Source organism: Streptomyces sp. enrichment culture (assembly GCF_964272895.1).
In the GTDB taxonomy this organism is placed as follows: Bacteria; Actinomycetota; Actinomycetes; order Streptomycetales; family Streptomycetaceae; genus Streptomyces.
Map to the genome: position 1 here is coordinate 129,057 of NZ_OZ186832.1, position 12,168 is coordinate 141,224.

Annotated in this window: 8 protein-coding genes; 5 read left to right on the forward strand and 3 right to left on the reverse strand. The window is 70.8% G+C overall.

What is annotated here, in order from left to right:
* Positions 1 to 49 precede the first annotated feature (49 nt).
* Both ACSU6M_RS00540 and ACSU6M_RS00545 read left to right on the forward strand, forming a co-directional pair.
* Positions 50 to 2,416 carry a glycoside hydrolase family 3 N-terminal domain-containing protein gene (locus ACSU6M_RS00540; RefSeq protein WP_437066027.1) on the forward strand — a complete coding sequence of 789 codons (2,367 nt, stop codon included), beginning with the start codon at positions 50 to 52 and terminating at the stop codon, positions 2,414 to 2,416.
* Positions 2,417 to 2,469: 53 nt separating this feature from the next.
* Entirely contained in the window at positions 2,470 to 3,552 is a 1,083-nt protein-coding gene (locus ACSU6M_RS00545) for an endo-1,4-beta-xylanase (protein ID WP_437066028.1), read from the forward strand.
* A gap of 143 nt (positions 3,553 to 3,695) precedes the next feature.
* Here the strand turns inward: ACSU6M_RS00545 and ACSU6M_RS00550 are convergent, their stop codons facing one another.
* Positions 3,696 to 4,049 (reverse strand): peptidase inhibitor family I36 protein, encoded by a 354-nt coding sequence (locus ACSU6M_RS00550; protein ID WP_437066030.1) that lies wholly within the window; start codon positions 4,047 to 4,049, stop codon positions 3,696 to 3,698.
* A 313-nt stretch (positions 4,050 to 4,362) separates the two neighbouring features.
* On the opposite strand from ACSU6M_RS00550, the gene ACSU6M_RS00555 reads away from it, so the two are divergent.
* The 3 genes from ACSU6M_RS00555 (at position 4,363) to ACSU6M_RS00565 (ending at position 6,941) form a co-directional block, all read left to right on the forward strand.
* Complete coding sequence (locus ACSU6M_RS00555; RefSeq protein ID WP_437066032.1) at positions 4,363 to 5,592, forward strand: hypothetical protein; 1,230 nt, start codon at positions 4,363 to 4,365, stop codon at positions 5,590 to 5,592.
* A gap of 242 nt (positions 5,593 to 5,834) precedes the next feature.
* The gene (locus ACSU6M_RS00560; RefSeq protein ID WP_437066034.1) at positions 5,835 to 6,311 is read left to right on the forward strand and encodes a DUF6924 domain-containing protein; all 477 of its coding nucleotides are present in this window, start codon (positions 5,835 to 5,837) and stop codon (positions 6,309 to 6,311) included.
* A gap of 105 nt (positions 6,312 to 6,416) precedes the next feature.
* Entirely contained in the window at positions 6,417 to 6,941 is a 525-nt protein-coding gene (locus ACSU6M_RS00565) for a hypothetical protein (RefSeq protein ID WP_437066036.1), read from the forward strand.
* Between the two features lie 130 nt (positions 6,942 to 7,071).
* Here ACSU6M_RS00565 and ACSU6M_RS00570 read toward each other — a convergent pair whose 3' ends face one another.
* Entirely contained in the window at positions 7,072 to 8,856 is a 1,785-nt protein-coding gene (locus ACSU6M_RS00570) for a lectin (RefSeq protein ID WP_437066038.1), read from the reverse strand.
* A gap of 16 nt (positions 8,857 to 8,872) precedes the next feature.
* Positions 8,873 to 11,668, reverse strand: coding sequence for a lectin (locus ACSU6M_RS00575; protein ID WP_437074942.1), 2,796 nt, complete (start codon positions 11,666 to 11,668; stop codon positions 8,873 to 8,875).
* Positions 11,669 to 12,168: the final 500 nt, after the last annotated feature.

Genomic DNA, 12,168 nt, shown 5'->3' on the forward strand with positions numbered 1-12,168 from the left:
GACCCGCGCAGGCCAACCCCCGTACCAGCACCGCCCTTTAAGGAGTTCCATGGTCGAGCCATGGCAGGACACCACCCTGCCCGCCCACGTCCGGGCGGCGGACCTGCTCGCCCGGATGACCACCGAGGAGAAGACCGCCCAGCTGTCCAGCGTCTGGATCGGCGCCGACACCGAGGGGGCCGACGTGGCCCCCGGCCAGCACACCTACGCGGCCCGCAGCGCCGCCCTCGACGCGCTCCTTCCCTATGGCGTGGGCCAGCTCACCCGCCCCTTCGGCACCGTTCCCGTCGACCCCGCCGAGGGCGCGGCCCGCCTCGCCCGGCTGCAACGCCTGATCCGCGCCGGCAACCGGTTCGGCCTGCCCGCGCTCGCCCACGACGAGTGCCTGACCGGGTTCACCGCCTGGCAGGCCACCGTCTTCCCCACCCCGCTCGCCTGGGGCGCCACCTTCGACCCCGAGCTGATCACCGAGATGGGCCGGGCGATCGGTACGTCGATGCGCGCAGTCGGCGTGCACCAGGGCCTCGCCCCGGTCCTGGACGTCGTACGGGATGCGCGGTGGGGCCGCACCGAGGAGAGCATCGGGGAGGACCCGTATCTCGTCGGCACCATCGGCACCGCCTATGTGCGGGGCCTGGAGACCGCCGGGATCGTCGCCACGCTCAAGCACTTCGCCGGGTACTCGGCCTCGCGGGCCGCCCGTAACCACGCGCCCGCCTCGCTCGGTCCGCGCGAGCTGGCCGACGTGATCCTGCCGCCGTTCGAGATGGCGCTGCGCGACGGCGGGGCCCGGTCTGTGATGCCCGCCTACAACGACATCGACGGGCTGCCCGCCCACGCCCACGTCCAACTGCTCACCGGGATCCTGCGGGAGCAGTGGGGGTTCACCGGCACCGTGGTCTCGGACTACTACGGCGTCTCGCTGCTGGAGGAGGCGCATCGGGTCGCCGACGGGGAGCAGCAGTGCGCACGGCTCGCCCTGACGGCAGGCGTCGACGTGGAGCTGCCGGCGGCCCGCTGCTTCAGCCCCGCGGACCCGCTCCCCGAGGAGCTGCTGGACCGGGCCGCGCTGCGCGTCCTGACCCAGAAGTGCGAACTGGGGTTGCTGGACCCGGACTGGGAGCCCGTCACGGACGCGGAGCCGGTCATGGGTGGGGAGCCTGTCACGGGCGGGGAGCCCGTCACGGGCGGGGAGCCCGTCATGGACGCGGAGCCCGTCGCGGACTGGGAGCCCGTCATGGACACGGAGCCCGTCACCGACGCGGAGCCCGTCGCGGGCGGGGAGCCCGTCGACCTCAATCCCCCGCACATGCGGGACCTGGCACGGAAGGTCGCCGAGGAGTCGGTCGTCCTGCTCGCCAACGACTCCGGTGTGCTGCCGCTGAGCGACGGCCTGCGTCTCGCGCTCCTCGGTCCGCTCGCCGACGAGCAGGCCGCGATGCTGGGTTGCTACACCTTCCCCCGGCACGTGGGCGTGCACCATCCCGGACTGCCGACCGGGGTCGAGGTGCCGACCCTGGCCGAGGCGCTGCGTGCCGAGCTGCCGGGCGCCGTGTTCGTCGACGAGCCGGCGCAGGCCGAGGTCTGCCTCGCCGTGGTCGGGGACCGGTCGGGTCTGTTCGGGCGCGGCTCGTCGGGCGAGGGCTGCGACGCGGAGGACCTGGAACTTCCCTATGGCCAGGCGGAGTTGCTGGACGAGGCGCTGGACTCCGGTGTGCCGGTCGTCATCGTCGTCCTCAGCGGACGGCCCTACGCGCTCGGGCGCTGGGCCGACCGGGCCGCCGCCGTGGTCCAGGCGTTCTTCCCCGGGCAGGAGGGCGGCGGCGCCGTCGCGGGCGTCCTGTCCGGGCGGGTCGAGCCGTCCGGACGGCTGCCGGTCGGCGTGCCGCGCACCCCCGGCGGGCAGCCCGCGCCCTACCTCGCCCCGCCGCTCGGCCGGCACGGCTTCCCCAGCACCGTGGACCCGACGCCCCTCTACCCCTTCGGGTACGGCCTGTCCTACACGACGTTCGCCTGGGAGACCCCGCAGTGCGACGCGCCCGAACTGCCCACCGACGGCGAGACCACGCTGCGCCTCACCGTCCGTAACACCGGCGAGCGGCCCGGCACCGAGGTGGTCCAGCTCTACCTCCACGACCCCGTCGGCACCGTCGCCCGCCCCGAGGTCCGGCTCGTCGGCTACGTCCGCGTCACGCTCGATCCCGGCGCGTCCGCCGAGGTGCACGCCACGTTCCCGGCCGACCTCGCCGCGTACACCGGTGCCGACGGCCGCCGTGTCGTCGAACCGGGCGCCCTGGAACTGCGTCTCGCCGCATCCAGCGAGCACGTCCACCACACCGTGCCGCTCACCCTGACCGGCCCCGCACGCGAGGTCGGGCACGACCGCCGGATGCGCTGCGAGCTCCGGGTGAAGTGAGCCCCTGCGATCCATCCCCGCACAGCACCGTCCCCCAGTTGAGGAGATGCACCATGCGCACACCCGTACGCCGTGTCCGCGTCGGATCCGCCGCGCTCGCCGCCTCCGCGGCCCTGCTGCTCGGCCTCGCCGTGGCGCCCGCCGCCGAGGCCGGCACCGACGCCAGGAAGCCGACCAAGACGCTGCACCAGCTGGCCCGCGAGTCGGGCCGCTATTTCGGCGCCGCCGTCGACAACCCGGAGCTCGCCGACACCGAGTTCGCCGAACTGCTCGGCACCGAGTTCGGCCAGACCACACCGGGCAACGGCATGAAGTGGTACGCCACCGAACCCCAGCGCGGAGTCTTCGACTTCACCGCGGGCGACGAGATCGTGAACTTCGCCCGCGCGAACGGCATGAAGGTCCGCGGGCACACCCTGCTGTGGCACTCCCAGCTCCCGGACTGGCTGACCTCCGGCACCTGGACCGCCGACGAACTGCGTTCCATCCTCAAGAACCACATCACGAAGGTGGTGAAGCACTACCGGGGCAAGGTGTTCGCCTGGGACGTCGCCAACGAGATCATGAACGAGGACGGCACCTACCGCGAGAACATCTTCTACAAGACCCTCGGTCCCGGCTACATCGCCGACGCCCTGCGCTGGGCGCGCGCCGCCGACCCCAAGGTCAAGCTCTACCTCAACGACTACAACGTCGAAGCCCTAGGCCCGAAGTCGGACGCGTACTACACCCTGATCAAGCAGCTCAAGAAGGACCGGGTCCCGATCGACGGCTTCGGACTGCAGGGCCATCTCGCCCTCCAGTACGGCTTCCCCGGCGGCCTGAAGGAGAACCTGCAGCGCTTCGCCGACCTAGGCGTCGAGGTCGCGATCACCGAACTCGACATCCGCATGATCCTGCCCACCGACGCCGCCAAGCTCGCGCAGCAGGCCGACTGGTACGGGCAGGTGACCGACGCCTGCCTGGCCGTACGGCGCTGCGTGGGCATCACCCTGTGGGGCTACACCGACCGCCACTCCTGGATCCCCGCGGTCTTCCCGGGCGAGGGAGCGGCCCTGCCCTGGGACGAGAACCTCCGTCACAAGCCCGCCTACGACGCGATCCGCAACGCCCTGAAGGCGGCGGCCCGGTCCTAGCACCGGGAGCACACCGCCGGAGTCGCGGCCGGACCTACAACCCGGCCGCGACCCCGTCACCCCGGCTGGGACTGGCGTCGCCGGTCGGGCACAGACCTCCGGTAGACCGGCTCACGTGGGCGTCCCGGCACCTGGCGAGGTGGTCAGCATGCGCCTACCCACAGGGAGCTGATGTTGTCGTTCCGGTTGTACAGGGAGGTATTGCCCTGCCAGTTTCCTACGGGCCACGTGGCGCCGTCGCGATTGATGTTCAGCCACGTGCAGAAGGTCCTGCCCGTCCTGTTCCAGACCGAGGAGATCTGGTCGTTCAGGTTGAAGTCGCGGAGGTCGTCTGATCCCAGCTGGAAGCGCGCCATCCGGCCCCATCCGCCGGCGTCCTCCCAGACACAGAACCAGCCGACGGGGCAGTCCTGGTACGCGGTGATCGACGTCGGCGCCGACCGAGTGGCGGGGACTGCTGCCGCGGCTGGTGCGGTGAGCGCCGCGGACAGTCCCATGCCTGCGGTGACAGTGAGGGTGAGGAGTGAGCGTCGCCGTGACATCACAGGATTCGCCTTCGGCCGGGGACGGGTGGACTGCTCCCTGCCTACTAGAGCAGCCGGAGGCGGGGGAACCACACACCAACAGGCCGTGGCCGCGGGCGATTGGCCCGGACCGCACACCTCAAGCACACCCTACGGATCCCGCGTAACGCCTCGGTCGGAATCGGCCGGTCGAACGGCCGAATTGTGGCCTTGGGCGAGGGGGCCGCCTTCAATACCTTCTTCCGCACTGCGGTCCCGCGCCTGCGGGACCGGTGAGGGGGGACAGATGAAGAACGCCCTGAGACGTTCGATCGCCCTCGCGGGAGCCCTCGTGCTGCTTCCGCTGATGTCGGTCTCCGCCGCGGCGGAGACTCCGGGCCCGCTGTCCGCGGAGATGGTGGCCGCGATGACCCCGGAGCGGCAGGCCGAGGTCCTGGAACCGCTGCGGGTCGCCGCCGATGCCGCGGCCCAGGTGGGTCAGGGTGAGCGGGCGGACATCTACACACAGGTCGAGATGGCCGCCGACTACCGCAAGGTCAATGTGTATCTGACCGATGTCCGCCGGGGCGGGGAGTTCCTGTCCGCGGTACGCCGGACCAACCCCAAGGCCGATACCCGGCTGATCGACATCGTGCAGGGCAAGAAGTCCCGGCAGCAGCTCAGGAAGGAGATCGACGAGCTGACGAACCGCTCCGACCTGCCCTTCACCGTCACCCTCGCCGGAACCTCGGTGGACGGCGGCACCATCGAGCTCGCCGTGGACGACCCCGGTGCCGCGCGGGCCTACTTCGGCTCACCGGCTGTCGCGAGCCGGCGTGCCGCCGCCGGGGCCACCCCCGTGAAGGTGCGGCAGGCGCCCGCGGCGACACCGCTGAGCCGCTGGAACGACAGCTCGCCGTTCTACGCGGGGGCCGCGCTCGGACCGGCTTCGGGCGGGCAGTCGTACTGCACCAGCGGCATCCCGGCCGTCAGCACCTGGGACGGCCGCCAGTGGCTGGTCACGGCCGGCCACTGCTACGGAGTCGGCACCAACGTGTACACCGCCGGCGGCAACTACATCGGCCGCGTCGAGTTCCGCAGGCCAGAGCTCGACGCCTCGTTCATCGAGGCACCCACCTACCGCTACACCTGGGACGGCACCGACGCGACCGGCTACACCCGCTACCTCAACGGCGTCCGCAATGTCGCGGTCGGTGACTTCACCTGCCAGCTCGGGTACAACTCCAAGGTCGTCTGCAACATCCGGACGGTGTACGCGGGCAACGCCAGCTGGAACATCAGCGGCACGACCGTCTGGGGCAGCTACGGCGTCCCGCACTACGGCGGTGTGGTGGGCCGGGGCGGCGACAGCGGCGGCCCGGTGATCTACATCAACGACCCGAACTCCCGGCAGCTCAACGGCATCGTCAGCGCGGGCTGGGGCTGCGACGCCAACAAGGTGTGCAGCACCGGGCTGGGCTGGGTGGACGTCTGGTCCATCTTCAACGGATTCGCCATCAAGCTGAACCCGTCCTGATCCGCACCCCTGATCGGCACCCCTGTCCCGCATCCCTCGGCGCCCGTGCCTCCGACAGGATCACTGGACGCTGTAGGTCGATTCGGGGCTGCTCCGTCGCGACGTCGGCCTTCAGGACCCGGTGGTGGTTCTGAAGGCCGACGTCGTCGTGCGAGGTGAGTGCGGATGTCGATTGCAGCCGAGGCGGCGGCCCGTGAGACAGTCGGACACGGCTCACCGATCGTCACCGAGGAGAAGGACCCATGCCGGCGCTGCCCACCGTCACCGGCCGTGGCGAGTTCGACGTCCTGGTCGTCAGGACCGACTACCACGACGACCGGGCGTGGCAGGACGTGACGGCGGCGCTGACGCAGCCCTGGGGCGACGGTCGGTACGAGGCACACCTCCACTTCGTCGACGACCCGGCCTGGGCGGGAGCGAGCGTCGAGGAGGTGCTGCACGCGGTCCGCGCCGACGACGAACTGGCCGTCGTCTTCCTCGCCGACCGGACGACGATGCAGGCCGAAAGCCATGCGCTGCTTGCGGTCACCACGCTGACGCGGGAGGAGTGCGCGGACGACGAGGACTACGAGCGGCTGACCGAGTTCGGCCGTGAGTTCCGCACCGTCCCCGCAGGCGTCCACGACGTCCACGCCAACCTGAGCATCGGCAACCTCGGCTTCGAGGAGTACGCCGCATGGGCTCACGATGACCCCGAGGGGATCTACCGGCCCTTCTGAACAGGGCGGAGGGAACTGCGGGCAGAGCCGGACGCACCCCCGGAGTGCGGTCCTCGGGCATCGGATATGTTCCCCGTCGGACAGAGGCAGGACGAGGGAGAGGGCATGGCGCAGTACCTGGGGCCGTTGGAGCTGATCGGGGACCGGTGGGTGATCGGGGACCCGGCGCGGGAGGACGGCCTGTCCATCGTGCTCACGCCCGAGGGCCTGGAGCACCACCGGCGCGGACAGGCGGAACCTCTTGCCGCGACGGAGTGGTCCCGGTTTCTGGAGCTGAAGGTGCGAGCCGCCTACCGGAGGTGGCATGTCACGCGGTTCGGAGGCTTCGTGGGGGGTTTCGCGCCCGGTGCCGACATGGGCCGCGACGGCTGCTCCCTACGCGGCATCGTGCGCGATCCCTACGAGCTGTGGTCGGTACGGTACACGCGGCACGAGCGCGCTTACACGGGCGGGCACGTCATCGTGCTGAAGGCCCTGTTCGACCAGCTCACCGAGGCCAAGGCGCTGGACCGGCTCGGTGACCCCGAGTGGTTGGGTGCGGCGGTGGCCAAGCTGTCGTCGTACACCTCGTGGTACGCGCCCCAGGGCAACCGTCTGGTGGCCGAGACCCTCCAGAGCCTCGGCACCTGAGCCGGCACCCGAACCGGGTGGGCCGGCTGACCCTGTTGCTGACCAGCTCCGCGCCGCAGGTGCGGGCCGGGACTGGGCCCGGCCCGCACCTTCATCGTGCCGCCCCGCAGGTGGCGGGGTGGTCAGGCCGTCAGGGCAGGGTCCATTTCTGGTTGGGTCCGGTGTGGCAGGTCCACAGATGGACGGCGGTGCCGTCGTTCCACGTGCCACCGGACGCGTCGAGACACTTGCCGGACTGGGGATTGCGGACGGTGCCGTCCGCCTGCGCGGCCCACTTCTGCGCACCCGAGCCGTTGCACGTCCACAACTGCACCCGCGTACCGTCGGCCGTGCCCCCACCGGCGACGTCCAGACACTTGCCCAACGCCTGGAACGTACCGTCGGCCGCCACCGTCCACCGCTGCGCGGCCGTACCGTTGCACGTCCACAACTGGATCCTCGTACCGTCCGCGGTGCTCGCGCCGGACACGTCCAGGCACTTGCCGTTGACCCCCTTCACCTCACCGGTACGGGGGCCCGGCTGCGGGTCTGCGGCGGTCTTGATGCGGACGTTGCGGAAGGCGACGTCGTCGCCGTCACCGTGGTTCTGCAGGCCGATGTGGCCCTGTCGGAGGCTGCGTGCCGGGTCGGTGTTGGTGAAGTCGTTGATCTTGCGGCCGTTGAGGAAGATCTCCAGCCGTTCGCCGGTGACGCGCAGCTCGTAGGTGTTCCACTCGCCGGGCGGGTTCAGCGCGGCATCGCGTGCCGCGATGTCGGCGGACTTGAACCCGTAGACGGCCCCCGTGGTGCGCTCGGCCGCGTCGGTGGCGTCGATCTGGATCTCGTAGCCGTTGTTCACCGCCGACCAGGGGTCGTCGGAGGAGGGGAAGCCGATGAAGACGCCCGAGTTGTCGTCACCGGCGGCCCTCCAGTCGAGCTTGAGCGAGTAGTCGCCGGTGAACTCCCGGGCGGAGTACCAGAGCATGCCGAGCCCGCCGTACGAGGTGAGGGTGCCGTCGGCCAGGGTGAATCCGCCGGGGCCGGCCTGCTTCCAGCCGGTGGTGGACGAGCCGTCGAACAGGGAGGTGTAGCCGGTCTCGGGCCGGCAGTCCGCCTCCGTCATGCCGGCGGCCCAGCGGATGCCCCCGAGGAGGTGGCGGCGGAAGGCGGGTTCGCTGTAGGACTCGTCGGTGTGGCCGCCGCCCGTGTAGAAGGCGCGGCCGCCCTGGTAGTCCTTGCACCAGGCGATCGGGTGGTCGCCGGACATGTTCCCGCCCGCGTAGCTGGACTCGTCCAGGGAGGCCAGCACATGGGCCGTGGTGCGCGGGTTGGTGCGGTAGTTGTACCACTCGTCGGTGCGCTGCCAGGCGGAGCCCAGATGGGCGGTGGCGTCGTGTGCCCGGTCCTCGACCTCGACGGTGGCCGGCTGGATGGCCGGGTGCGAGTGGAACAGGGCGCCGGCCAGCCCTTCGTAGAAGGGCCAGTCGTACTCCGTGTCGGCCGCCGCGTGGATGCCGACGTAGCCGCCACCGCCCTTGATGTACTGCTCGAAGGCGCTCTGCTGGGCGCTGCCGAGCACGTCGCCGGTCGTGGAGAGGAAGACGACCGCCTTGTACTGGGCGAGATTGCCGGTGGTGAAGACCTGCGGATCCTCCGAGGCGTCCACGGTGAAGTTGTGGGCGGTGCCGAGGGACCGCAGGGCCGCTATGCCGTCGTCGATCGACGAGTGCCGGAAGCCGGCGGTCCGGGAGAAGACGAGAATCCGGTACGCCGGGTCGGCCGCCGGCGCGGCCGCGGTCGGGCCGGTCGCCGCGGACTGCCGGGCCGGGGCGGCCGGTCGGTCCGCCGCCGGGCCGGGGACGGCCACGGCCTGCGATGTCAGACAGAGCGCGAGGCCGGCGAACAGGCCGAGCGTCGCCTTGAGTCGGGTGCGCATGAGGGTCGCCTCCTTTCTACGGAAGGGTCCATTTCTGGTTGGGTCCGGTGTGGCAGGTCCACAGATGGACGGCGGTGCCGTCGTTCCACGTGCCACCGGACGCGTCGAGGCACTTGCCGGACTGGGGATTGCGGACGGTGCCGTCCGCCTGCGCGGCCCACTTCTGCGCACCCGAGCCGTTGCACGTCCACAACTGCACCCGCGTACCGTCGGCCGTGCCCCCACCGGCGACGTCCAGACACTTGCCCAACGCCTGGAAAGAGCCGTCGGCCGCCACCGTCCACCGCTGCGCGGCCGTACCGTTGCACGTCCACAACTGGATCCTCGTACCGTCCGCGGTACTCCCGCCGGACACGTCCAGGCACTTGCCGTTCACCCCCTTCACCTCACCCGTACGGGGGCCGCCGCCGGAGGTGGTGAAGGAGAACTCGTCGACGTCGAACAGCGCGCCGGTGCCGCCCTTGAAGACGAGGTACAGCGTCGTGGAACCGGCGGGGCGGTTGGTCAGCGGCGCGGTGACGTCCTGGAAGGTCTCCCAGCCGCCGGTCACGGGCACGGACGCCGTGCCGAGCAGGGTGCCGGCCGGGGACCCGGCGCGCACCTCGATGGTGCCGCCGGCGCCCGCGGAGGAGACGCGGGCGGTGAACCGGGTGACGTTGTCGAGGGCGTACGGGGTGAAGGCGATCCAGTCGCCGTTGTCGATGTGGCCGACGGTCCGGCCGCCGTGGGCGGGGGCGTGGGTGACGACCTGGACGCCGAAGGAGTCGCCGTGGTGTTCGGCCTGCCGGTGGGTGGGCTGGGTGATGTGCTGGTCGTGGGTGGTCAGGGCGGGCTGGCCGTTCGCCCCCTTGTCGGTGTACTCCGCGTCGACGACGCCGAAGATGTTGGCGTTGGGGTCGTGCTCGCCGTCGGCGAGGGTCTGGAGGGTGCCGGTGCAGCCGGTGGCCGAGGTCTGCGGGTGGCCGTGGCTGTCGTGCCCGACGATGAACGAGACCTTCACCTTGGAGCAGTCGATGGTGCCGTCCTCCGGGTCGGTCACCGTGACCTTGAACGGGATCGCGGCGCCGAAGTCGTAGACGCGTCCGTCCAGGGGGAGGTCGATGTTCACGGTGGGGGCCGTGTTGCCGACGGTGATCTGCACGGATGCCGTCGCGGACTTGCCGGTGGAGTCCGTGACCTTGAGCGTGGCGGTGTACTGGCCGTCGGCCGTGTACGTGTGGGAGGGGTTGGCGGCCGTGGAGGTCGCTCCGTCACCGAACGTCCAGGCGTAGGCGAGGGAGGTGCCGTCCGGGTCGGTGCTGCCGGCGGAGGAGAAGGAGACGGCCAGGGGCGCCCTGCCCGAGGTGACGTTCGCCTTGGCCTGCGCGATCGGGGCGAGGCCGCCGGTGACGTGTTCGATGCGGTACAGGGCGGAGTTCTCGTCGCCGCTGAAGTAGCCGGTGCCGTAGTCCAGGACGTACAGGGCGCCGTCCGGGCCGAACGCCATGTCCATCACCTGGGTGCCGCTCCAGGGGAAGGCGTTGATGGACTGCACGGTGCCGTCGCCTGCGGCCTCGACGCGCTTGATCCAACGGCGGCCGAACTCGCCGGCGAAGTAGTCGCCGTCGTACTCCTGGGGGAACTTGACCTCGGAGGCGGAGCCGGCGTCGTAGCGGTAGACGGGGCCGCCCATCGGGGACTCGGAGCCGTTGCCGAACTCCGGTACGGAGCCGCCGTTGTAGGGAATCCAGGCCGGTTGCGCGGGGGGCAGATCGGTCAGGCCGGTGTTGCGCGGTGATGTGTTCCTCGGGACGGCGCAGGTGAACTTGGCGCCGGATGCGCCGGTGGCGAAGTCGTAGTCGGTGTAGGCGTCGTTGTTCCCGGTGCAGTACGGCCAGCCGTAGTTGCCCGCCTTGGTGATCCGGTTGAACTCGACCTGTCCCTCCGGGCCTCGGGCCGGGTTGGCGACTCCCGAGTCGGGGCCGTAGTCGCCGAGGTAGACGATGCCCGTGGCCTTGTCGACGCTCATCCGGAAGGGGTTGCGGAACCCCATCGCGTAGATCTCGGGCCGGGTCCTGGCGGTTCCGGGCGGGAAGAGATTGCCGCTGGGGATCGAGTACGACCCGTCGGCGTTGACCTTGATCCTCAGGACCTTGCCGCGCAGGTCGTTGGTGTTGGCCGCGGAACGCTGGGCGTCGTAGGCGGGGTTGCGGGAGGCACGCTCGTCGATCGGGGTGAAGCCGTCCGAGGCGAACGGGTTGGTGTCGTCGCCGGTCGACAGGTAGAGGTTGCCCGCCGCGTCGAAGTCGATGTCGCCGCCGACGTGGCAGCAGATGCCGCGCGAGGCCGGAACGTCGAGGATCTTCTTCTCGCTGGTCAGGTCCAAGGTGCCGTCGGTCCTGAGGACGAACCTCGAGAGCCGGTTGACGCCGTCGAACGGCGCGAAGTCGGAGGCCGATCCGTCGGAGGGGGCGTCGCCGCTCGGGGTGCTCAACCGGGGCGCGTAGTACAGGTACACGAACCGGTTGGACGCGAACTGCGGGTCCGCGGCGACGCCTTGCAGCCCTTCCTCGTCGTGGCTGTACACGTCGAGCTTGCCCGCCACCTTCGTGGTTCCGGCCGCGTCCGTGAGCCGGACCGTGCCGTCGCGCGAGGTGTGCAGCACCGAACGGTCCGGCAGCACGGCGAGCGTCATCGGCTCGCCCGTCTCGGCCACGCCCTTGGCGAGCGTGACCTGCTGGAAGTCGGCGACCGCCGCCGGCTCGGCGCCGCCGGTCCGAGGGGGCGGAGCGGCGGTCGCGGTGGTCGGCATCAGACAGCCGGCGGCGAGCATGAGGGCCGGCACGGACCAACGGACGGGTCTGGATCTGATGAATCGTGTCAGCACAGACGTCTCCCGTGGAGTGGGGGTGACCGCAGGGCTCGATCAGTCCTGTGGAGGGGAGCACCGGCGCGCGCCGTCGCGCCGTCGAACCGGACCTCATGTACATGACCGGTTCAATCGAAGGAAGTTAGCGGCCTTCTTTCCGGCGCGTAACCCCTTTCGCGCTTGATCTCTCGACTTTTTCTATGACTAGGACAAAGTCGAGTGGCGTCCGACGAGCGCGTGCGGGCCCGGTGCGACGCCCACGAGGATCCGCGGGACCTCGGAGGAAAGCGGTGCGGTCGATACGGGAGGGGCCCGACAGGGGGGTGTGGTCGTGCGCAGCCTGGGTGCGCCTGGGCCGCGCGTTCAGCGACTCGGCCAGGACGCGGGCAGCGGCGGCTCGTCGCCTCACGCCCGTTCGCGCGGTACGGCGGCTCCCGTACCGCGCGAGCGGGTGCGCTTGGTCC